The 21,261-nt window shown below is 54.0% G+C and carries 21 protein-coding genes; 7 read left to right on the forward strand and 14 right to left on the reverse strand.

What is annotated here, in order from left to right; all coding sequences use genetic code 11:
* Nucleotides 1-196: 196 nt before the first annotated feature.
* The 5 genes from artM to J4728_RS00365 all read right to left on the reverse strand — a co-directional run bounded on the left by artM (nt 197) and on the right by J4728_RS00365 (nt 3,810).
* Entirely contained in the window at nt 197-865 is a 669-nt protein-coding gene (artM, locus tag J4728_RS00345) for an arginine ABC transporter permease ArtM (protein ID WP_000895396.1), read from the reverse strand.
* Nucleotides 865-1,581, reverse strand: a complete 717-nt coding sequence (gene artQ, locus J4728_RS00350; protein WP_001001677.1) for an arginine ABC transporter permease ArtQ — start codon at nt 1,579-1,581, stop codon at nt 865-867. The genes artM and artQ overlap by 1 nt, the downstream gene beginning before the upstream one ends.
* Nucleotides 1,582-1,587: 6 nt before the next feature.
* Nucleotides 1,588-2,319 (reverse strand): arginine ABC transporter substrate-binding protein ArtI, encoded by a 732-nt coding sequence (gene artI, locus J4728_RS00355; protein ID WP_000756586.1) that lies wholly within the window; start codon nt 2,317-2,319, stop codon nt 1,588-1,590.
* Between the two features lie 17 nt (nt 2,320-2,336).
* Nucleotides 2,337-3,065 (reverse strand): arginine ABC transporter ATP-binding protein ArtP, encoded by a 729-nt coding sequence (gene artP, locus J4728_RS00360; protein WP_000027186.1) that lies wholly within the window; start codon nt 3,063-3,065, stop codon nt 2,337-2,339.
* Between the two features lie 229 nt (nt 3,066-3,294).
* Nucleotides 3,295-3,810 (reverse strand): lipoprotein, encoded by a 516-nt coding sequence (locus J4728_RS00365; protein WP_001270724.1) that lies wholly within the window; start codon nt 3,808-3,810, stop codon nt 3,295-3,297.
* Nucleotides 3,811-3,937: 127 nt separating this feature from the next.
* Here J4728_RS00365 and J4728_RS00370 point away from each other — a divergent pair, with 127 nt between their 5' ends.
* Nucleotides 3,938-4,261, forward strand: coding sequence for a heavy metal-binding domain-containing protein (locus J4728_RS00370; RefSeq protein WP_001160725.1), 324 nt, complete (start codon nt 3,938-3,940; stop codon nt 4,259-4,261).
* Nucleotides 4,258-5,088: an N-acetylmuramoyl-L-alanine amidase gene (locus J4728_RS00375; protein WP_023203679.1), complete on the forward strand. Its 831-nt coding sequence runs from the start codon at nt 4,258-4,260 to the stop codon at nt 5,086-5,088. Before J4728_RS00370 ends, J4728_RS00375 begins: the two co-directional genes overlap by 4 nt.
* Here the strand turns inward: J4728_RS00375 and J4728_RS00380 are convergent.
* The 7 genes from J4728_RS00380 to J4728_RS00410 all read right to left on the reverse strand — a co-directional run bounded on the left by J4728_RS00380 (nt 5,085) and on the right by J4728_RS00410 (nt 14,229).
* Complete coding sequence (locus J4728_RS00380) at nt 5,085-6,098, reverse strand: NAD-dependent epimerase/dehydratase family protein (protein ID WP_000866904.1); 1,014 nt, start codon at nt 6,096-6,098, stop codon at nt 5,085-5,087. The genes J4728_RS00375 and J4728_RS00380 overlap by 4 nt on opposite strands.
* A gap of 95 nt (nt 6,099-6,193) precedes the next feature.
* On the reverse strand, nt 6,194-7,627 hold the full coding sequence (locus tag J4728_RS00385; protein ID WP_000069000.1) for an SDR family oxidoreductase: 1,434 nt from the start codon (nt 7,625-7,627) through the stop codon (nt 6,194-6,196).
* A 10-nt stretch (nt 7,628-7,637) separates the two neighbouring features.
* On the reverse strand, nt 7,638-8,639 hold the full coding sequence (gene ltaE / locus J4728_RS00390) for a low-specificity L-threonine aldolase (RefSeq protein WP_000566422.1): 1,002 nt from the start codon (nt 8,637-8,639) through the stop codon (nt 7,638-7,640).
* Nucleotides 8,640-8,677: 38 nt separating this feature from the next.
* Nucleotides 8,678-10,396 carry a ubiquinone-dependent pyruvate dehydrogenase gene (gene poxB / locus J4728_RS00395; RefSeq protein WP_000815309.1) on the reverse strand — a complete coding sequence of 573 codons (1,719 nt, stop codon included), beginning with the start codon at nt 10,394-10,396 and terminating at the stop codon, nt 8,678-8,680.
* A gap of 157 nt (nt 10,397-10,553) precedes the next feature.
* Nucleotides 10,554-11,522 (reverse strand): NADH oxidoreductase, encoded by a 969-nt coding sequence (gene hcr / locus J4728_RS00400; protein WP_001669316.1) that lies wholly within the window; start codon nt 11,520-11,522, stop codon nt 10,554-10,556.
* 11 nt (nt 11,523-11,533) lie between these two features.
* Nucleotides 11,534-13,186, reverse strand: coding sequence for a hydroxylamine reductase (gene hcp / locus J4728_RS00405; protein WP_061376482.1), 1,653 nt, complete (start codon nt 13,184-13,186; stop codon nt 11,534-11,536).
* 143 nt (nt 13,187-13,329) lie between these two features.
* Entirely contained in the window at nt 13,330-14,229 is a 900-nt protein-coding gene (locus J4728_RS00410) for a lysine exporter LysO family protein (protein ID WP_208210853.1), read from the reverse strand.
* Nucleotides 14,230-14,430: 201 nt separating this feature from the next.
* Here J4728_RS00410 and J4728_RS00415 point away from each other — a divergent pair, with 201 nt between their 5' ends.
* Nucleotides 14,431-16,089, forward strand: a complete 1,659-nt coding sequence (locus tag J4728_RS00415; RefSeq protein WP_000599770.1) for an ATP-dependent endonuclease — start codon at nt 14,431-14,433, stop codon at nt 16,087-16,089.
* Here J4728_RS00415 and J4728_RS00420 read toward each other — a convergent pair.
* Entirely contained in the window at nt 16,086-17,036 is a 951-nt protein-coding gene (locus tag J4728_RS00420) for a VirK/YbjX family protein (RefSeq protein ID WP_001519667.1), read from the reverse strand. The genes J4728_RS00415 and J4728_RS00420 overlap by 4 nt on opposite strands.
* Nucleotides 17,037-17,181: 145 nt before the next feature.
* Between J4728_RS00420 and macA the strand changes: the two genes are divergently transcribed.
* Nucleotides 17,182-18,300 (forward strand): macrolide transporter subunit MacA, encoded by a 1,119-nt coding sequence (gene macA, locus J4728_RS00425; RefSeq protein WP_208210855.1) that lies wholly within the window; start codon nt 17,182-17,184, stop codon nt 18,298-18,300.
* A complete protein-coding gene (gene macB, locus J4728_RS00430) occupies nt 18,297-20,243 on the forward strand; it encodes a macrolide ABC transporter ATP-binding protein/permease MacB (protein ID WP_001748306.1) in 1,947 nt (648 codons plus the stop codon). The genes macA and macB overlap by 4 nt, the downstream gene beginning before the upstream one ends.
* Before the next feature lie 129 nt (nt 20,244-20,372).
* Here the strand turns inward: macB and cspD are convergent, their stop codons facing one another.
* Nucleotides 20,373-20,594, reverse strand: coding sequence for a cold shock-like protein CspD (cspD, locus tag J4728_RS00435; protein ID WP_000447499.1), 222 nt, complete (start codon nt 20,592-20,594; stop codon nt 20,373-20,375).
* 150 nt (nt 20,595-20,744) lie between these two features.
* Here cspD and J4728_RS23755 point away from each other — a divergent pair, with 150 nt between their 5' ends.
* Both J4728_RS23755 and clpS read left to right on the forward strand, forming a co-directional pair.
* Nucleotides 20,745-20,822 (forward strand): hypothetical protein, encoded by a 78-nt coding sequence (locus tag J4728_RS23755; RefSeq protein WP_212742690.1) that lies wholly within the window; start codon nt 20,745-20,747, stop codon nt 20,820-20,822.
* Between the two features lie 95 nt (nt 20,823-20,917).
* Nucleotides 20,918-21,238 carry an ATP-dependent Clp protease adapter ClpS gene (gene clpS, locus J4728_RS00440; RefSeq protein ID WP_208210858.1) on the forward strand — a complete coding sequence of 107 codons (321 nt, stop codon included), beginning with the start codon at nt 20,918-20,920 and terminating at the stop codon, nt 21,236-21,238.
* The last annotated feature ends 23 nt before the right edge of the window (nt 21,239-21,261 follow it).

Genomic DNA, 21,261 nt, shown 5'->3' on the forward strand with positions numbered 1-21,261 from the left:
CGGCATAGATTTACAATGCCATCAATTGAATTTGTATGCAATAAAAATGATTAAATATTTTGAAATGGATAAAAAAAGACGGACAAGTTAACCACTTGTCCGTCGGGTTTATTCAATATTATGCATCGTAGGCTTGATAAGCGCAGCGCCATCTGACCATTGTCGAACGGCGGCGAGAATGCCTTATCCTGCCTGGTTAATTGCGCCGCTCAAACGCCAGGGCTTTACGCTCAATCAAACGCATCATCAGCGTCAATAGACCGTTGACGACCAGGTAAATTACGCCTGCCGCGCCAAATACCACCACATCGTAGGTACGACCATAGAGCAACTGACTGTACCCCATGACTTCCATCAAGGTGATGGTATAGGCCAGAGAGGTACTTTTGAAGACCAGTACCACCTCATTAGAATAGGAGGAGAGGGCGCGTTTAAACGCATAGGGCAACAAAATCGCCAGCGTATCTTTCTTACTCATCCCCAGCGCGCCGCAGGACTGCCACTGACCTTCCGGAATCGCGCGAATCGCGCCATAAAATAGCTGCGTGGTATAAGCGGCGCTGTTTAGCGACAACGCGATCAGTGCGCACAGCCACGGTTCAGACAGTAGATGCCAGAGTAGCGGATACTCTTGCAGTGTCGGGAATTGACCGGGTCCGTAGTAGATCAGGAAAATTTGCACCAACAACGGCGTACCGGTAAACAACGTGATATAGCCGCGCACCAGCCACACCACGAACGGCGTTTTTAGCGTCAGGATGATGGTAAAAACTAACGCCAGCACCAAAGCGACGGCAATAGAAGCCACGGTCAGCGTCAGGCTGGTGTGTAGCCCTTTTAGCAGTTCAGGTAAATACTCAAGCATTAGTCCGGCCTCCGCTCAAAACGTGTCGCGCGCAGGTCTATGCGTTTGAGAATGTACTGACTGATCAGCGTAATGACCAGGTAAATAGCCGCCGCAATAATGTACCAGTTAAACGGTTCCTGGGTGCGTGTGGCAATACTTTTGGTCTGCAACATCAGATCGTTAACGCTGATAAGGCTGACCAGAGCCGTATCTTTTAGCAACACCAGCCACTGATTACCCAGCCCTGGCAGAGCGTGACGCCACATCTGCGGCATCACCAGACGGAAAAAAATCGCCGTCTTTGATAATCCCAGTGCCTGACCCGACTCCCACTGACCAGACGGAACGGCTTTCAGCGCGCCGCGTAGCGTCTGCGACGCATAGGCCGCATACAGCAGGGACAACGCAATCACGCCGCACAGGAACGGACTGACGTCAAAGTTCTCAATCTCCATTTGCACCGGGATCTGCGTAAAGCCGAGATGGAGGGTAAACCCGTCAGACAGCGTAAGCAGGAGTTGCGAGGAGCCGAAATAGATAAACAGCACCACCAGAATTTCCGGCAGGCCGCGCAAAATAGTGACCAGCGCGGAGCCTATCCAGGCAATCGGGCGCCATTTTACGGACTCCCAGACGGCAAAGAACATGGCTAACGCGAGGCCAATGATCAGCGCGCAGACGGCAAGGCCGACGGTCATCCCGGCGGCGCTTGCTAAAGGAAAAAATTCGTTCATCAAAGATTACTTCTGGAACCATTTGTTATAGATGGTCTCGTAAGTCCCATCTTTCTTCACTTTTTCCAGCGCAGTATTGAATTTCTGCTGCAGCTCGGTGTTGCCCTGACGTACCGCGATACCCAGGCCGGTGCCGAAATAATCTTTATCGGTGACTTTATCGCCGACCGGCGCCAGCTTAGGATTGGCTTTCAGCCATTCGGTCACGACCGCCGTGTCGCCGAAAACAGCGTCGATACGGCCATTTTGTAGATCCAGCTTCGCGTTCTGATAGCTGTCATACGGTACGGTGGTGATTTCCGGATGCTTATCCATGATGAATTTCTGGTGCGTCGTACCGTTCTGTACGCCGACTTTCTTACCTTTCAGTTGATCGACGCTGGTGTATTTGCCCTGCTGACCCACGAACAGCGCGGAGTTGTCGTAATATGGCGTGGTAAACAGCACCTGCTTTTCACGTTCCGGCGTGATATCCATTCCCGCCATTACAGCGTCGAAACGGCGGAATTTCAGGCTGGGGATCAGGCTGTCGAACGCCTGATTGGTAAAGGTACAGGAGGCGTCGATCTCTTTACATAGCGCGTTGGCCAGGTCGACGTCAAAGCCGACAATCTTGTTATTAGCATCCATCGATTCGAACGGCGGATAGGACGCTTCGGTCGCAAAACGAATGGTCTGGGCTGCTGTAGCGGAAAGGCTAAAGCCTGCAATTAGCGCGGCAATCAGAACTTTTTTCATTGTCATTGTCCCGAATCTTAGTGAGAGAGATAGTTTTTGAACGCTTCGGTCTGAGGGTGGGCAAAGCAACCCGCATCACCGTGCTCGACGATGTGACCATTTTCCATATAAATCACACGACTGGCGGTCTTACGCGCCACTTCGACTTCATGCGTAACGATCACCTGAGTAATGTTCGTTTCCGCCAGCTCATGAATAATGCTGACGATTTGAGCGGTAATTTCCGGGTCCAGCGCGGCGGTCGGTTCATCAAACAGCAGCACCTGCGGCTCCATCATCAGCGCGCGGGCAATCGCGACGCGCTGCTGCTGACCGCCGGAAAGGTGCAACGGATAACGATCGCTATATGGCTTCAGACGTAGACGCTCCAGCAGCTTTTCTGCGCGCGCCAGCGCCTGATCTTTTGTCAGACCCAGTACGCGGCAGGGCGCTTCAATCAGATTCTGCACAACGGTGAGATGCGGCCAAAGATTATATTGCTGAAAGACCATTCCGACATTTTGACGTAGCTCACGAATCGCCTTATCGGACGGCGTTTTCGTAAAGTCAAAATGGTTCCCGGCGATAGTCAGAGTGCCGGAGCGCGGCATCTCAAGCAGATTGAGTACACGCAGCAGCGAACTTTTACCCGCCCCGCTTGGGCCAAGCAACACCAGCGTTTCGCCTTCGGGGCAATCCAGCGTGATATCGAACAGCGCCTGATGCGCGCCGTAAAAGCAATTAATGCCGTTTAATTGAATACTCATTGACACTCGTATACAGGCAGTCTGATAGCTATTGAAGCCGCAGATAGTACCTTTCGCAGAATAGTTATGCAATATTTATGCGTTAAAAGTTAAATATATCCCACATTCTTCCCTAAACATAGCACAAAATAGCAGGAGGAATAGTAGGTAAGAAGAATTGTCGGCATCCCGGGCAGAATGCCAGACAATTTACGGGGTTATGGGTGCAAAAGCGGGGGAATACTGGCTGTTAACGGTTTTCTATCGACTGGCGCAGCGTACCGGCAGGGGCATGGACATCTCCGCCCAGATAGCGAACGTCGTCAATCACCCAGCATGAGCCTTCGTGAATCATAAGCACTTCATCCTGCCAGCTTTGATCGCCCTGTTTTAACGCTACCCGCAGAGGAATGTTGCGCGCATCTCGGTTCGGAATGGTTGATGCGCTGGCGACGTTGGCGCTATCCGGCAGCGTAGCGCGGCTGGAGAACAGATCGCCGCTCATCAACTGGCGGTGCTCCGTATCGCGGCTGGCGTCGGTCAACAATTTCGCCAGGTTATCACTCAAGTAGGGGCGAAGCGCGGCGATATCATTGCTGTGGTGTTGAATACGGTAGTCGTAAAATTGTTGAGCCACGCTGTCCGGGCCGCCTTCCACACACGCGCCGATACGCGGGCCATTATCTTTGTAGGCGGGAGTGACGGTCGTACAGGCGCTAAGCAGAAGCGCGCACGGGATGAGCAAAGAGAGTTTAGAATAGCGCATGATGATTTCCTTATAGGCGATCGAGCAAAAACCGATCTACGATAATCAATTATATCCTTTCAATGATAGCGTATCAGCTTGATAATGCGTTTGAGATCGTGTGCTTAGCTAACCCGGGAGATTCACTATGCAGTTTTCAACAACCCCAACGCTGGAAGGACAAAGCATCGTGGAGTATTGCGGTGTGGTGACGGGCGAAGCCATTTTAGGCGCCAATATTTTCCGCGATTTTTTCGCCGGCATTCGGGATATCGTCGGCGGACGTTCCGGCGCGTATGAGAAAGAGCTGCGTAAAGCGCGTGAAATCGCTTTTCAGGAACTTGGCGAGCAGGCTAAAGCGTTGGGCGCCGATGCGGTGGTAGGCATCGATATTGATTACGAAACTGTCGGCAAGGATGGCAGTATGCTGATGGTCAGCGTCAGCGGAACGGCGGTGAAAACGCGCCGATGAGAGCGCTACTGTGGCTGGTGGGTCTCGCGTTGCTGTTAACAGGCTGCGCGAGCGAAAAAGGAATTATCGATAAAGAGGGATATCAGCTTGATACCCGACATCGGGCGCAGGCGGCCTATCCGCGCATTAAAGTCCTGGTGATTCACTATACGGCGGAAAACTTTGACGTTTCGCTGGCGACGTTAACGGGTCGCAACGTCAGTTCGCATTACCTGATTCCCGCAACCCCGCCATTATATGGCGGTAAACCGCGCATCTGGCAACTGGTGCCGGAACAGGATCAGGCCTGGCATGCGGGCGTCAGTTTCTGGCGAGGCGCCACGCGTCTCAATGATACGTCTATTGGCATTGAGCTGGAAAATCGCGGTTGGCGAATGTCCGGCGGGGTGAAATCTTTCGCGCCGTTTGAATCCGCGCAAATTCAGGCATTGATTCCGTTAGCGAAGGATATTATCGCGCGCTATAACATCAAACCGCAGAATGTGGTGGCCCATGCGGATATCGCGCCGCAGCGTAAAGACGATCCCGGCCCGCGCTTCCCGTGGCGCGAGCTGGCGGCGCAGGGGATTGGCGCCTGGCCTGACGCCCAGCGTGTGGCGTTTTATCTGGCTGGACGCGCGCCGTATACGCCAGTCGATACCGCAACGGTGCTTGCGTTACTCTCGCGCTATGGCTATGAAGTCAAAGCCGATATGACGGCGCGCGAGCAGCAGCGGGTGATTATGGCGTTCCAGATGCACTTCCGTCCGGCGCAATGGAACGGTATCGCAGATGCCGAAACGCAGGCGATTGCCGAAGCATTACTGGAGAAGTACGGCCAGGATTAACGCGGTAAATTTCCGTGATCGCGCAGCCAGGCGGCGGTGCGCTCAATGCCTTCGTCCAGCGTGACGATGGGCTGGTAGCCCAGCTCGTCCTGCGCGCGAGTCGTATCGAGCGTAAAATCAAAATTCAGTTTTGACACGCCGTAATGCGTTAGCGGGGGCTCTTTGGCGGATTTTTTGCCGAAGCGCTCCATACTGCGGGCGATCATATCCAGCATTGGGTAAGGCACAGAGCGAATGCGGCAGTCGATAGTCAGTTCATCAATTAACTTTTGTACGATGCTGCGTAAGGTGCGGTTTTCGCCGTTAGTGATGTTATAAGCGCGGCCAGAAGGCAGATGATCGCAGCCCGGCTGGCTGGCCAGCCACATGGCGTGGATCGCATTTTCATAGTAGGTCATATCGACCAGCGCGCTGCCCCCGTGCGGTAATAAGACGCTACCGTAATGGTGCATCATATGCGCCAGACGTGGGATAAATACTTTATCGTGCGGGCCAAACAGGCTTTGTGGACGCAATACCGTAAAACGTGTTTGCGGATTGGCCTGCGCCAACAGATTAATCACCTCTTCGCCGGCGGCTTTACTGCGGGCGAACTCATTGGCAAACCGATGCGGGCGGAAATCTTCTTTGATATCACGGTGATGGTGGTAATCAAAATAGAGCGAGGGAGAGGAGATATGAATAAAATTGCGCACGCCCCAGGCGACCGCCCATTCTCCCAGACGGCGGGTGGCGCGAACATTCGCCAGATCGAAAGCCTGTTGGGTTCCCCAGGGCGAGGTAAAGCTGGAGCAGTGCCACAACGTGTCGATCCCGGCGAGCATCACTTTAGCCTGCGAGGAGACCAGTTCGGTTAAATCCGCATGGACGAATTCCGCGCCCATTTTTTCAAGCAGCTTGCCCATCGCTTCATTGCGACCCGTCGCTCTGACGCTGATGCCTTTATTGCGCAAAAATTCAACCGCGTTTCGACCTAAGCCGCTGGTGGCGCCGGTAACCAGTACCTTCATATCAATCCACTGTGTTTAATAAACCGTCGTGCGCATTCTTCCGTGAATTACGTCGGTATGCAATGGGAAACACGAAAGAATACAGCAACTTTTTCTCATTTTTCTGTGATTTGTTCTGCAAGTCGGGCAATACGCCTTGCCATTCCCCGGAAAATAAACAGGTGCGCCGGGATCATCAGTAGCCAGTAAATCAGGCCCGGCATTCCGTGTGGATGCCACCAGGCGCGCACGTCAATTTCGCGGTAGCGGCCTTTATCGTGCAGCGTGAAGCTAAGCCGCCCCAGACCCGGCGCTTTCATGCCAAACAAGAGCGTGAGCTGTTTTTCTGGTTCGACAATGATCACTTTCCAGCTATCTACCGTATCGCCAGGCTTGAGCAAGGTATGCGACGGGCGGCCTTTCGCCAGTTTATGCCCCACCAGACGGTCCATCGCGGCGCGCGTCTGCCACAAAATATTGCCGAAAAAATAGCCCTCTTTGCCACCCAGCCGATTTACGACCTGCCATAGCGCCGATAGGCTGGCCGGGGTCTGCGCGGTAAAGCCCGCCTGCTTTGGAAAATAGCCGTATTCGGGACGCCAGCGGGCGAAGGCCAGCGCGTCGTAGCCCCAGTCGCTGGAGTTCACCAGTTTTTCTTCTTCTTTCAGCGTGCGGCGAACGGCGTCATCAAAGGTGATAAGCGTTTGGGGGATCAACTTTTTTAACGCGGCGTCATCGGCCAGCAAATCGTGCCTTAATCCCTGGATTAACGCTTTTGCGGTAGTTGGCGGCACGGAGGTAATGACGTTTAAAAACCAGACCGAAATCCAGCGGGTCGGAAAAGGCACCGGGATCAGCGGACGCCGTTTACCGCTGACGGCCATAAAACGTTCAAACTGCTGCTGATAACTTAATACCTGCGGCCCGGCGGCTTCCAGAATACGATGCTCGCGAGCAGGGTGGTCCAGTAAGCCGACCAGGTAGTAGAGTAAATTTTCCAGAGCGATGGGCGTGGTGCGCGAACGCACCCAGCGCGGCGGCGTGAGTATTGGCAGGTTGTAAACCATGTCGCGCATGACTTCGAAGGCGGCGGAGCCTGCGCCGACGATGATCCCGGCGCGTAATTCCGTCACCGGTACGCCTGCGTCGCGCAGCGTGTCAGCCGTAAGCTGGCGGGCGCGCAGGTGATCGGATTGCTCATGCGCCGGTGCCTGCAGTGAACTGAGGAAAATAAGTTGTTTAACCGGCGTCTGGCGCAGCGCGTCGCGCACGTTGAGCGCCGCCTGACGCTCATGGGCGATAAAATCGCCGCCTTCGCCCATGCCGTGTACCAGATAGTAAACGGTATCAATGTCGCGAAGCAGCGCGGGTAAATTTTCCGGCCAGTGCAGATCGACCTTATGACAACTGACGTTGGCGAGGCGCTGTTTTTCCAGACGTTCGATGCGTCGCGCCGCCGCTCGCACCTGATGCCCTTGCTGACTTAGCGCAAAGACCAGGTGCTGGCCGATATAGCCGCTGGCGCCGAGAACCAGAATGCGTTGCGCCACGTTGCTCTCCTTAGCGGGCTAAAAAGGCGCGCCAGTGGGCGACGACGTCGGTAAGCTGTTCGCGAGAGACATCCAGATGCGTCACCAGACGCACAATCGGCGCGGCGTTAATCAGGATATTCCGTTCCCGCAAATAGTCGCCAAGCGCGGCGGCCTGTGCTTCGCCAACGCGAACAAACAGCATATTCGTTTCGTGGCGCATGACCTCCGCGCCCGCTTCCCGAAGCTGCTGCGCCAGCCAGGCGGCGTTATCATGATCCTCTTGCAGACGCGCCACGTTATGCTTCAGCGCATACAGTCCGGCCGCTGCCAGAATCCCGGCCTGACGCATTCCGCCGCCGACCATTTTACGCCAGCGCGTCGCGCGTTTAATGTAATCGCGGTTGCCGACCAGCAGTGAACCGACCGGCGTTCCGAGACCTTTTGACAGGCAGATGGTAAAAGAGTCGCAATACTGCGTAATCTCTTTTAACTCACAGCCGTAGGCAACCACCGCGTTAAAAATTCGGGCGCCGTCAACGTGCAGCGCCAGTCCACGTTCGCGGGTAAATGTCCAGGCGTCTTTCAGATACGCGCGCGGCAGCACTTTCCCGTTATGCGTATTTTCCAGACTGAGCAAGCGCGTGCGCGCGAAGTGGATGTCATCCGCTTTAATCTTCGCCGCCACGTTCTCCAGCGGCAGCGTACCGTCCGCGGCGGCGTCGATGGGCTGCGGCTGAATGCTGCCGAGCACCGCCGCGCCGCCAGCTTCATAGAGATAATTATGCGCGCCCTGACCAACGATATACTCTTCGCCGCGTTCACAATGGCTAAGCAGCGCGACCAGATTGGCCTGGGTGCCGGTGGGTAAAAAAAGCGCCGCTTCTTTACCGGAAAGGTCGGCGGCGTAGCGCTGAAGGGCGTTAACGGTAGGGTCATCGCCGTATACGTCGTCCCCGACCGGAGCGGTCATCATCGCCTCGAGCATGGCACGGCTCGGTCGGGTAACGGTATCACTGCGTAAATCAATCATGGCACATCCCTGGATTTTAAAAGGTGATGTGCACTGTTTTACCTTAGCCAGTTCGTTTTCGCCAGTTCGATCACTTCATCGCCGCGGCCGCTAATAATGGCGCGCAGCATGTACAGGCTAAAGCCTTTCGCTTGTTCCAGTTTGATCTGCGGCGGGATCGCCAGCTCTTCTTTTGCCACGACCACGTCAACCAGTACCGGGCCGTCAATGGAAAACGCGCGCTGTAGCGCTCCGTCCACGTCTGCGGCTTTTTCCACGCGAATACCGGTAATGCCGCAGGCTTCGGCGATACGCGCGAAATTGGTGTCGTGCAGTTCGGTACCGTCGGTAAGGTAGCCGCCAGCTTTCATTTCCATCGCCACAAAGCCCAGCACGCTGTTATTAAAGACGACGATTTTTATCGGCAGCTTCATCTGTACCACCGAGAGAAAATCGCCCATCAGCATACTGAAGCCGCCATCACCGCACATCGCGATAACCTGACGACCCGGCGCGGTAGCCTGAGCGCCGAGCGCCTGCGGCATAGCGTTGGCCATTGACCCGTGGTTAAACGAGCCCAGCAGGCGGCGCTTGCCGTTCATTTTTAGATAGCGGGCCGCCCAGACGGTCGGCGTGCCGACATCGCAGGTAAAAATAGCGTCGTCAGCGGCGAAATGACTAATTTGTTGCGCCAGATATTGTGGGTGGATGGCTTTATCGCTGAGTTTGGCTAAGTCATCAAGCCCTTTACGGGCGTCCCGATAGTGCTCCAGAGCTTTATCGAGGAATTTACGATTGCTTTTTTCTTCCACCAGCGGCAGCAGGGCGCGAAGCGTGGCTTTAATATCGCCCACCAGCGCCATGTCGACTTTGCTGTGCGCGCCAATACTGCCCGGGTTGATGTCAATCTGAATGATTTTGGCATCGCTCGGATAAAAGGCGCGGTAGGGGAACTGGGTGCCGAGCAGGATCAGCGTATCGGCGTTCATCATGGTGTGGAAGCCAGAAGAAAAGCCAATCAGGCCGGTCATTCCCACATCATAAGGGTTATCGTACTCAACGTGCTCTTTGCCGCGCAGGGCATGAACGATTGGCGCTTTTAGTTTTGCCGCCAACGCGACCAACTCCTCATGCGCGCCCGCGCAGCCGCTACCGCACATCAATGCGATATTGCTGGAGTAGCGCAGCAGTTGCGCCAGTTTTTTCAGCTCTTCCTCCGCCGGCGTGACGACGGGGTGCGGGGCATGGTACCAATGAGTGACGGCGTTTTCAGGCGCAGGTTTCAGCGCCACGTCACCCGGAAGTACGACCACGGAGACGCCGCGGTTTAGCACCGCTTTGCGCATGGCGATGGCGAGTACCTGCGGGATCTGCTCCGGGCTGGAAACCAACTCGCAATAGTGGCTGCATTCACGGAACAACTCCTGCGGGTGGGTCTCCTGGAAATAACCGCTGCCGATTTCACTGGACGGAATATGGGCGGCGATCGCCAGAACAGGGACGTGGTTACGGTGGCAATCAAACAGGCCATTGATCAGGTGCAGGTTGCCCGGTCCACATGAACCGGCGCACACTGCCAGCTCGCCGGTAAGCTGCGCTTGTGCGCCGGCGGCGAAAGCGGCGACCTCTTCGTGGCGGGTTGGCATCCATTCAATGGTTCCCATACGATTAAGACTATCGCTCAGGCCGTTCAGGGAGTCGCCAGTGACGCCCCAGATTTGTTTTACGCCAGCCTGTTCCAGCGTTTTGGCAATAAAAGCGGCAACGGTTTGTTTCATGGTTCTCCATCTCCTTAAATGTGATAACGGTTACAAGTTTAGTTGAAGATGACGATGACGTTTTTCTTTGGCGAAGAGAGGGGCGAAAGGATGAAGCGAGCGGCAAATCGCCCGGTAGCGCTGACGCTTACCGGGCCTATGATGGAACGTTTACCGATTATGCGAGAACAAGATCGCCCTGCGGATGGCAGGAGCAGGCCAGTACGTAACCTTCGGCAATCTCCGCCTCGCTCAGCGTCATGGTGCTACTCACCGTATAGTCGCCGGAAACGACTTTGGTTTTACAGCAGCCGCAAACACCTGCCCGACAGGCAGCGGCAACCGGTACTTTATTACTCTCCAGCGCCTCCAACAGCGTCGTACCGATCGGGGCATAAAATTCCTGCGCTGGCTGTAGCTTGGTGAATTTCAGGCCGCTGGTTGCCGTTTCCGCCACCGGCGTGAAGAACTTCTCTTTAAAGAAGCGCGTTACGCCAAGCGCTTTCACTCCCTGTTCGACGAAATCCATATAGGGCGCCGGGCCGCAGGTCATCACGGTGCGCGATGCCAAATCCGGTACGCTCTGTAACAATTCCGTGGTCAGACGGCCCGCGATAAAACCTTCCGTGGCATGATTTTCCGCCACTAGCGTGACCGGATACTGTCGCCACTCGTCGGCAAAAATCACATCATCCGGCGAACGGACGTTAAAGATGACCTGCACGTCGGCCTGCGGGCGGTATTTCGCCAGCCAGCGACGCATCGACATGATTGGCGTTACGCCACAACCGGCGGCGAGCAGCAGAAACTTATCTTCTGTTTTATCGTCACAGGTAAAATCGCCCATTGCATCAGACAGCCAGATGTAATCGCCGCGCTTGATGTCATGGGTCAACCACTGCGAACCCGTGCCATCGTCAATCCGACGAACGGTCAGCGTAATATATTCACTGACGCCCGGCGTAGACGAAAGGGTGTAGGCGCGCAGCGTTTCCGCTGAATTGCGCACGCTCACCAGCGCATACTGCCCGGCGCGGTAAGGGTAGTAGTCATGGCATAATAGCGCAATTGTCCATACATCCGGCGTCTCCTGACGGATGTGATGCACCTGCATTCGCCAGGGACACTGTGAGGTTGGCATCGTCATCATTGACCTCCTTACGCGCTCAGCAATTGCTTCATGTCTTCTTCAACAGTGGTCACGGAGCGCAGACCGAACTTCTCGTTGAGGATAGCCAGCAAATCCGGCGTGAAGAAGCCTGGTGCGGTCGGCCCGGTGACAATATTTTTCACGCCTAATGACAGCAGCGTCAGCAGAATCACGATCGCTTTCTGCTCAAACCAGGAGAGCACCAGCGACAGCGGCAGATCGTTGACGCCGCAGCCCAGTTTTTCCGCCAGCGTCACCGCCAGGATAATCGCGGAGTAAGCATCATTACACTGACCGGCATCGACCAGACGCGGCAGCCCTTCGATGTCGCCGAACTCCAGTTTATTGAAACGGTATTTACCGCACGCCAGAGTCAGGATCAGGCAGTCATCCGGCACGCTGGTGGCGAAATCGGTAAAGTAGTTACGCTCGCCGCGCGCGCCGTCACAGCCGCCGACCAGGAAGATGTGGCGCAGTTTTTCACGACTGACCAGATCGATGAGCGTATCGGCAGCGCCGAGCAGGGTCTGACGGCCAAAACCGACGGTGATAAGATGCGGAATTTCGCTGTACGGGAAGCCCGCCATCTGCTGCGCCTGGGCAATGACCGGCCCGAAGTCATCGCCTTCAAGATGGCTAACGCCCGGCCAGCCGACGATGCTACGGGTCCAGATACGGTCGTCATAGCTGCCCACGGTCGGGTCGATAATGCAGTTAGAGGTCATCACGATTGGGCCAGGGAAGCGGGCGAATTCGACCTGCTGATTCTGCCAGCCGCTGCCGTAGTTACCGACCAGATGCTTGAATTTACGCAGTTCCGGATAGCCATGTGCGGGCAGCATTTCACCGTGAGTGTAGACGTTAACGCCGGTGCCTTCGGTCTGTTCCAGCAGGTTGTAGAGATCTTTCAGATCGTGACCGGAGATCAGAATGCACTTGCCTTTAGTCGCTTTGACGTTGACCTGAGTCGGCGTAGGGTGACCGTATTTGGTGGTTTCACCGGCATCCAGAATGCTCATCACTTTGAAGTTCATCTGGCCGATTTCCATTGCGCACTCCAGCAGCGCGTTCATGTCAGCAGGCCAGGTGCCCAGCCAGGCCATGATTTTGTGGTACTGCGCGTAAATGTCGTTGTCGTATTGACCGAGAACGTGCGCGTGTTCCATATACGCCGCCGCGCCTTTCAGACCGTACAGGCACAGCAGACGCAGGCCGAGGATGTTCTCGCCAATGGCGGCTTTGTCTTTATTCGGGGTAAATTCCGCCGCCTGACGTTGCAGTTCGCCCAGATCGTCGCTAACCAGTTGCAGATCGGCCATCGGATTGTCGCAATGCGCATTGGCATCCACGCTCAGGCACTGCGCTTTCAACGCTTCACGCAAGGCAATCGCTTCACGGGCGTAGCCGACGATACGCGGAGAGTCGAAGTTAACGTTGGTCAGCGTGGAGAAAAACGCGCGCGGCGCAAAGTTATCAACGTCGTGATTAATGATGCCATATTCACGGGCCTTCACCGCCCAGGCAGACAAACCTTGCAAAGCCGCAATCAGCAGATCCTGCAGATCGGACGTTTCAGCCGTTTTACCGCACATTCCCTGCGCGTAGGAGCAGCCGTTTCCGGCTGGTGTACGGATGGTTTGTTCACATTGCACACAAAACATGGTCACACCTTTTAAAGTTATATTTAATATACATGTTTAAGGTTATGCCTGTGAACAAAGGGATAAAAGGGATTTCTGCCATAATGTGCAAGGAGATTGATTTAGCGCAATTTTGGCGGCAGATGCCTACCGCCAAAGAGGTATCAGGCCGAGAAGAACGCCATTAAGAGGGGGACCAGCAGGCTGAGGATAAAGCCATGTACGATAGCCGCCGGAACAATCTCTACGCCGCCGGAGCGCTGTAATACCGGCAACGTAAAGTCCATTGAAGTCGCTCCGCACAGGCCCAACGCCGTTGAACGGCTGCGGCGAACCAGACCGGGAATAAGCATAATGGCTAAGAGCTCGCGGGCCAGATCGTTAAAAAATGCCGCGCTGCCGATAACCAGTCCAAACGACTCCGTCAGCAAAATACCGGAAAGAGAGTACCAGCCGAAACCTGACGCCATCGCCATGGCGGTTTTTAGCGGTAAGTCCAGGATAAACGCATTAATCACGCCGCCCAGTAATGAGCTTGCCACGACAACGACCGCGACCATCATTCCCCGGCGGTTAAGCACAATTTGCTTTAAGGTCATGCCGCTATTTCGTAGCTGAATCCCCACCAGGAACAATAAAAAGATCAGCGTATATTCACTGGCTTCGGTGGCGTGCTGTAAAACAGAGAGTCCGCTCAGGCCGATGACAAACCCCAATACCACTACGCCGCACAGTTGCAGCGACTCCAGCGCCATGGCAATACGCGAAGGCAGTTTTTCCTGCTGATGATGGTGACGCCACGGGAGGATACGTTCCAGCCACAATAAGGCGGCGATATTACACAATAAAATAATCGTAATACTGACGGCGGAATAATGAAAAATCGCCACCAGATTACTGGCGAGGTTATCCAAAAACGCCAGGCTTATTCCCATAAAAAAGAGAATAAGGTACACGAGCCAGCTCAGTAGCCGGTTAATAAGTTGTAATGCGGCTTTATGTCGCAGTGGAATGAGATAGCCCACAATCAGTGGAACCAGAATGATTAAAAGTCCTGAAAACATGAACAGCCGGGCCCTTTTTTATTGTTTGAATAGCGTACATGACACTACCGAATTCCAGACTATCAGTAAAGCGACACCGTCAGCCGTACATTTATCAGACATTTGCCCCAGGCAAAGGGGGGGAATATCACGCCAGGCGGACGCATTTGCCGTTATACTGCGGTGAATTTTATGGAGTGATGACGTTTTTCTGGAGGAAGCATGATTCTCGAACGCGTTGAAATAGTAGGATTTCGCGGTATCAACCGACTGTCGTTGATGCTGGAGCAAAACAACGTGCTGATTGGGGAAAACGCCTGGGGCAAATCCAGCCTGCTGGATGCGCTGACTCTGTTATTGTCGCCGGAACTCGATCTCTACCATTTTGTCCGTGAGGATTTCTGGTTTCCGCCTGGCGACATAAAAGGACGCGAGCATCACCTGCATATTATTCTGACTTTTCGCGAAACGCAGCCAGGGCGGCATCGGGTACGTCGTTATCGGGCGCTGGAAGCATGCTGGTCGCCTTGCGAGGATGATTTTCACCGCATTTTTTATCGGCTAGAGGGCGAATGCGGCGCCGATGGCAGCGTGATGACGTTGCGCAGTTTTCTCAATAGCGATGGGCAGCCATTGCCGGTGGAAAATATTAACGATCAGGTGCGCCACCTGGTTCGTCTGATGCCAGTGCTACGTTTGCGCGATGCGCGCTTTATGCGACGTATTCGCAACGGTACGGTGCCCAATGTGCCGGATGTTGAAGTCACGGCCCGGCAACTGGATTTTCTGGCGCGTGAGCTGGCGACCCGGCCGCAAAATTTAACCGACGGGCAGATTCGCCAGGGACTGTCCGCGATGGTGCAACTGCTTGAACACTATTTCTCAGAGCAGGGCGCAGGACAGGCGCGTCACCGACTCATGCGCCGACGTTCGCAAAATGAGCAGCGTAGCTGGCGCTATCTGGATATTATTAATCGGATGATCGACAAACCGGGCAGCCGGTCGCATCGGGTGATCCTGCTGGGGCTTTTCTCCACGCTGTTACAGGCGAAAGGGACGCTGCGGTTACATAAAGACGCGCGACCATTACTGCTGGTGGAAGATCCGGAAACCCGTTTACATCCCATTATGCTTTCAGTCGCCTGGCAATTGCTCAATCTGTTACCGCTACAGCGGATAGCGACGACTAACTCAGGCGAATTGCTCTCGCTAACGCCGGTGGAGCATGTCGTACGGCTGGTGCGCGAATCTTCCCGCGTCGCCGCCTGGCGTCTTGGCCCGGGCGGGTTAAGCGCGGAAGATGGACGGCGCATCGCCTTTCATATCCGCTTTAATCGCGCGTCGTCGCTGTTTGCGCGTTGCTGGCTACTGGTGGAAGGCGAGACGGAAACCTGGGTTATTAATGAGCTGGCGCGTCAGTGTGGACATCATTTTGATGCGGAGGGCATTAAAGTCATTGAGTTTGCTCAGTCCGGCCTGAAACCGCTGGTGAAGTTCGCTCGCCGTATGGGAATCGAGTGGCATGTCCTGGTGGATGGCGACGAAGCGGGGAAAAAATATGCCGCGACGGTCCGCAGTCTGCTTAATAACGATCGGGAAGAAGAACGCGAACATCTCACGGCGTTGCCTGCGCTGGATATGGAACATTTTATGTATCGTCAGGGCTTTGCCGATGTTTTTCACCGGGTTGCGCAACTTCCGCCTAATGTGCCGATGAATACCCGGAAAATTATCACTAAAGCTATCCACCGCTCGTCAAAGCCGGATTTGGCGATTGAAGTCGCGATGGAAGCCGGGCGGCGCGGAATTGACGCCGTGCCGCCGCTGTTCAGAAAGATGTTCTCGCGCGTGGTTTGGCTGGCGCGGGGCCGGGCGGATTAACGTTTGAATGTGGCCGGAACCTGTTCGACGACGCTATCGAGTAATGCATAGCGGCGGCGATACTCGGCCCGTTTTTTACTGGCGATCTCCGCTTCGCTTTTTCGGGCGATCGCCAGCGGCAGCGTATAGTAATTCCCTTTAATTCTTTCACCGCCTAACGATTCCCAAAACGCGTCATAGTCGGCATGCATTTGCGTCTTTTTATCCATGTATCGCCAGCTACGATAAACGTGCGCATCGTTACTCACGGCTATAATCTTTTCTGCCTGAAAGACTTGCGCAAACTGACAGAGAGCCTCCATCACGATGCGTTTGGGAAAAAGACCATGGCAGGCTTTGGTCGCCTGCTGGATAATTTCGTGAGGGACGTCGTTTGCCGCGCCCTGTAATCCGCCGATAAATAGTGTGCGTTGTTGGTTAAAGCGACACAGAGTAAATGTGATCTCTGCCAGAATACGTAACTGTGCGTCGCGAACAACAATAGTGCTTTCACCTTCTTTATCCAGTGAGACCAGACTGACTAAATCAAGTTGAAACAACTCGCCGGTTTTAGTTTCAAATTTAGCAAGATTCAGGCCATACTGACTTAAATAGCTAACCTGTTGTTCCCGCGATAAAAGTTGGCGCATCTGTTGATAATGAAAACACAGCGCATCTAAGGCGAAATCGCGTTTAATATTTACAGCCATATAAGGACGATGTAGCCGAATAGGCAAACGCGGCTGACGAGCAAGTAACGTATTTAACTCCGGCCATTGGGTGAGATTGGTCAGTAATTGGCTGGTCGCACGCGGCATGACTAATGAGCGGATTAAAAACTTGCGACGAAAGCTGGCTTTACGCCAGAATTTTCCTGGCTGTAATTGCCCGCGCGTCAGACGAATAAATAATTGTAAAGGAGAGATGTAATCTGAAGTGTACCAGGTATTATCTGTAAGCTGTGTCATGATCGTAATCCGCGACATAAGATTGTCGAGATTGAACCACAGGAAACATTAACCAATCGTCAATACAGCTGGCGCTATCTTTATTGTGTCAGCTTTGTTTAGGTGTGGTTTACTTTCTGGTTAAAATTTTGCCGTCAGGGTTTCTATGCGTGCTAAGGGAAAGAAATTTAAAAAGCGTTATCTGGTCATTATTTTAATTCTTTTAGTGGGGGGGATGGCTGGCTGGCGAATGATAAATGCCCCGCTGCCAACTTATCAGACATTAATCGTGCGGCCAGGCGATCTTGAACAGAGTGTACTGGCGACTGGAAAACTGGACGCGTTGCGTAAAGTGGATGTCGGCGCGCAGGTGAGCGGCCAGTTGAAAACGCTGCTGGTCTCCATTAGCGATAACGTTAAAAAAGATCAGCTACTCGGCGTGATTGACCCAGATCAGGCGGAGAACCAGATAAAAGAGGTCGAGGCCACCCTGATGGAGCTGAACGCGGAGCGTCAGCAGGCAGCCGCTGAGTTAAAGCTGGCGCGGGTTACGCTGGCGCGCCAGCAGCAGTTAGCTAAGACTCAGGCGGTATCGCAACAGGATCTGGATACTGCGGCGACGGAGTTGGCGGTTAAACAGGCGCGTATTGGCACCATAGATGCCCAGATCAAACGTAATCGGGCCTCGTTGGACACCGCGAAAACCAACCTGGAATATACCCGTATTGTTGCCCCCATGGCGGGGGAAGTGACGCAAATCACTACCCTGCAAGGACAAACGGTGATTGCAGCTCAGCAGGCGCCCAATATTCTGACGCTGGCGGATATGAGCACCATGCTGGTAAAAGCGCAGGTCTCGGAAGCGGACGTGATCCATCTTCGGGCGGGGCAGAAAGCATGGTTCACCATTGCAGGCGATCCGCAAACGCGCTATGAAGGCGTTTTAAAAGATATTCTGCCGACGCCGGAAAAGATCAACGACGCTATTTTTTATTACGCCCGGTTTGAAGTGCCGAACCCCAAAAGAATCTTGTGTCTTGATATGACCGCACAGGTTTATATTCAACTCATGGATGTCAAAAATGTGTTGATTATTCCTCTCGCCGCGCTTGGCGAACCGGTGGGCGGCAATCGTTATAAAGTGGCGCTGTTGCGTAACGGCGAAAAACGTGAGCGCGAAGTGATCATTGGCGAGCGTAACGATACAGACGTGGAAGTGGTTAAAGGTCTGGAAGCGGGCGATGAGGTGATCATCGGCGAGAGCAGGCCAGGAGCGACGCCATGACGGCATTGCTTGAACTGCGCAATGTGAGTCGCAGCTACCCCTCCGGAGAAGAGCAGGTGGCGGTGTTGAAAGATATCTCCCTGCAAATCCACGCCGGGGAGATGGTGGCGATCGTCGGCGTTTCCGGTTCTGGAAAATCAACGCTGATGAATATCCTCGGGTGCCTGGATAAACCGACCAGCGGCACTTATCGGGTGGCGGGGCGGGACGTCTCGACGCTGGACCCGGACGCGCTGGCGCAGCTGCGGCGTGAGCATTTTGGCTTTATCTTTCAGCGCTACCATCTGTTGTCGCATTTAACGGCAGCGCAAAATGTTGAAATCCCCGCCGTCTACGCCGGCATTGAACGCAAAAAACGCCAGGCGCGCGCCAGAGAGTTGCTTTTGCGGCTGGGATTAAGCGATCGCGTCGATTACCCACCTTCACAGCTTTCTGGCGGACAGCAGCAGCGTGTCAGTATTGCCCGCGCTCTGATGAACGGCGGACAGGTGATTCTGGCAGATGAGCCGACCGGCGCGCTGGATAGCCATTCCGGCGAAGAGGTGATGGCGATTTTGCGCCAACTGCGCGATCGCGGACATACGGTGATCATTGTGACGCACGATCCGCTGATTGCCGCCCAGGCGGAGCGGATTATTGAAATTCACGATGGCAAGATTGTCCATAATCCGCCCGCGCAGGAAAAGAAACGCGAACAGGGCGTTGACGCTGCCGTAGTTAATACGGCTCCCGGCTGGCGGCAATTTGCCAGCAGCTTTCGCGAAGCGCTGTCAATGGCGTGGTTAGCGATGGCCGCTAACAAAATGCGTACTTTACTGACCATGCTGGGAATTATTATCGGTATTGCGTCGGTGGTGTCGATTGTGGTGGTCGGCGACGCCGCAAAACAGATGGTACTGGCGGATATCCGCGCTATGGGCACTAACACGATTGATATTCATCCAGGCAAAGATTTTGGCGACGACAACCCGCAGTATCGACAGGCGCTGAAATATGACGATCTGGTGGCTATTCAGAAACAGCCGTGGGTTAACTCTGCGACGCCCAGCGTTTCAAAGAGCTTACGTCTTCGCTATGGCAATATTGATATTGCCGTAAATGCTAATGGCGTCAGTGGCGATTATTTTAACGTTTACGGCATGTCCTTTAGGGAGGGGAACACCTTCAATGCTGTACAGCAACAGGATCGCGCGCAGGTGGTGGTGCTGGATGCCAACACGCGACGCCAGCTATTTCCAAATAAAGCGAATGTCGTAGGGGAAGTGGTGCTGGCGGGTAATATGCCGGTTATTGTTATTGGCGTGGCGGAAGAGAAACCGTCCATGTACGGCAATAGCAATCTGTTGCAAGTTTGGTTGCCCTATAGCACGATGTCAGATCGCATAATGGGTCAGTCATGGCTTAACTCGATCACCGTTCGTGTGAAAGATGGCGTTGATAGCGATCAGGCTGAACAGCAGCTTACCCGCCTGCTCACCTTACGCCACGGTAAAAAAGACTTCTTCACCTGGAATATGGACAGCGTCCTGAAAACGGCTGAAAAAACCACCTATACTCTTCAGTTATTTCTGACGCTGGTGGCCGTCATTTCGCTGGTTGTCGGCGGCATCGGTGTTATGAATATTATGCTGGTTTCCGTCACCGAGCGAACGCGTGAAATCGGCATCCGTATGGCGGTAGGCGCGCGCGCCAGCGATGTGCTACAGCAGTTTCTTATTGAAGCGGTGCTGGTTTGCCTGGTTGGTGGAGCGCTGGGGATTAGCTTGTCGATGTTCATCGCATTTATGCTACAGCTTTTCCTGCCCGGCTGGGAGATCGGTTTTTCACTGACTGCGCTGGCGAGCGCGTTTTTATGTTCGACATTTACCGGGATACTGTTTGGCTGGCTACCGGCGAGAAACGCGGCGCGACTGGACCCGGTGGATGCGCTGGCAAGGGAGTAATCTCGCTGACGTCATTTGTCGGCCTGATAAGATGCAACAGTGTCGCTATCAGGCACTGGCGTTAAATAAAAATGCCAGCCGATCGGGCTGGCATTTTGCCTCCTGGATGTACACAATGAGACAGAGGAGCTATGCAACGGCCTCTGCTTCGATGGGCACGATGACGCTGGCGTGATTGCCTTTTGGCCCCTGGTGGACATCAAACCGGACAGACTGTCCGGCTTTAAGCGTTCTGTAACCATCCATTTGAATGGTGGAATAATGGGCGAAAATATCCTCGCCGCCGCCTTCAGGGCAGATGAAACCAAACCCTTTGGCATTGTTGAACCACTTTACAGTACCCGTTTCCATGCTTCGACATCCTTCGTAAATCTTATATAAGTAAGATGGAATGAACCGGTGACGGAGTGGGGGCTGTTCAAAACCTCACCAACTCTCGACATTACAATTTAGAGAAATCAGGCGAGGCGTCAAGCATCAGGCAGGGGGGATCGGGTAAAAATGAATCAAAAATTTGAAGCAGTTAACGCTATTGCCGGGAATGTGACAGATGTCGCGGATGGTACTGATAGATGTTAGTTATCTATCAATTGAGGTAGATTGATTGTGTGCATAGACTCTGGTCAGCGGCAGATTTTCCTGCCGACAACCGTAACCGATAATGACGACTGACAATGGGTAAGACGAACGATTGGCTGGATTTTGACCAGTTGGTGGAAGATAGCGTGCGCGACGCGCTAAAACCGCCATCTATGTATAAAGTGATATTAGTCAATGATGACTACACTCCGATGGAGTTTGTTATTGACGTGTTACAAAAATTCTTTTCTTATGATGTAGAACGTGCAACGCAATTGATGCTTGCAGTTCACTATCAAGGCAAAGCCATCTGCGGCGTGTTCACCGCCGAGGTGGCGGAAACCAAAGTGGCGATGGTGAACAAGTATGCAAGGGGGAACGAGCATCCGTTGCTGTGTACGCTGGAAAAAGCCTGAATGCAGGTATAAAAATTGGGGGA

Origin of the sequence: Salmonella sp. 32070601201500089SM (assembly GCF_017573605.1) — a bacterium.
Lineage (GTDB): Bacteria > Pseudomonadota > Gammaproteobacteria > Enterobacterales > Enterobacteriaceae > Salmonella > Salmonella enterica.

What these genes read in the sequence shown, in the direction of transcription:
- artM (WP_000895396.1), bottom strand. Translation starts at nt 865, where the DNA reads ATGCTTGAGTATTTACCTGAACTGCTAAAAGGGCTACACACCAGCCTG.
- artQ (WP_001001677.1), bottom strand. Translation starts at nt 1,581, where the DNA reads ATGAACGAATTTTTTCCTTTAGCAAGCGCCGCCGGGATGACCGTCGGC.
- artI (WP_000756586.1), bottom strand. Translation starts at nt 2,319, where the DNA reads ATGAAAAAAGTTCTGATTGCCGCGCTAATTGCAGGCTTTAGCCTTTCC.
- artP (WP_000027186.1), bottom strand. Translation starts at nt 3,065, where the DNA reads ATGAGTATTCAATTAAACGGCATTAATTGCTTTTACGGCGCGCATCAG.
- J4728_RS00365 (WP_001270724.1), bottom strand. Translation starts at nt 3,810, where the DNA reads ATGCGCTATTCTAAACTCTCTTTGCTCATCCCGTGCGCGCTTCTGCTT.
- J4728_RS00370 (WP_001160725.1), top strand. Translation starts at nt 3,938, where the DNA reads ATGCAGTTTTCAACAACCCCAACGCTGGAAGGACAAAGCATCGTGGAG.
- J4728_RS00375 (WP_023203679.1), top strand. Translation starts at nt 4,258, where the DNA reads ATGAGAGCGCTACTGTGGCTGGTGGGTCTCGCGTTGCTGTTAACAGGC.
- J4728_RS00380 (WP_000866904.1), bottom strand. Translation starts at nt 6,098, where the DNA reads ATGAAGGTACTGGTTACCGGCGCCACCAGCGGCTTAGGTCGAAACGCG.
- ltaE (WP_000566422.1), bottom strand. Translation starts at nt 8,639, where the DNA reads ATGATTGATTTACGCAGTGATACCGTTACCCGACCGAGCCGTGCCATG.
- poxB (WP_000815309.1), bottom strand. Translation starts at nt 10,396, where the DNA reads ATGAAACAAACCGTTGCCGCTTTTATTGCCAAAACGCTGGAACAGGCT.
- hcr (WP_001669316.1), bottom strand. Translation starts at nt 11,522, where the DNA reads ATGACGATGCCAACCTCACAGTGTCCCTGGCGAATGCAGGTGCATCAC.
- hcp (WP_061376482.1), bottom strand. Translation starts at nt 13,186, where the DNA reads ATGTTTTGTGTGCAATGTGAACAAACCATCCGTACACCAGCCGGAAAC.
- J4728_RS00410 (WP_208210853.1), bottom strand. Translation starts at nt 14,229, where the DNA reads ATGTTTTCAGGACTTTTAATCATTCTGGTTCCACTGATTGTGGGCTAT.
- J4728_RS00415 (WP_000599770.1), top strand. Translation starts at nt 14,431, where the DNA reads ATGATTCTCGAACGCGTTGAAATAGTAGGATTTCGCGGTATCAACCGA.
- J4728_RS00420 (WP_001519667.1), bottom strand. Translation starts at nt 17,036, where the DNA reads ATGACACAGCTTACAGATAATACCTGGTACACTTCAGATTACATCTCT.
- macA (WP_208210855.1), top strand. Translation starts at nt 17,182, where the DNA reads ATGCGTGCTAAGGGAAAGAAATTTAAAAAGCGTTATCTGGTCATTATT.
- macB (WP_001748306.1), top strand. Translation starts at nt 18,297, where the DNA reads ATGACGGCATTGCTTGAACTGCGCAATGTGAGTCGCAGCTACCCCTCC.
- cspD (WP_000447499.1), bottom strand. Translation starts at nt 20,594, where the DNA reads ATGGAAACGGGTACTGTAAAGTGGTTCAACAATGCCAAAGGGTTTGGT.
- J4728_RS23755 (WP_212742690.1), top strand. Translation starts at nt 20,745, where the DNA reads ATGAATCAAAAATTTGAAGCAGTTAACGCTATTGCCGGGAATGTGACA.
- clpS (WP_208210858.1), top strand. Translation starts at nt 20,918, where the DNA reads ATGGGTAAGACGAACGATTGGCTGGATTTTGACCAGTTGGTGGAAGAT.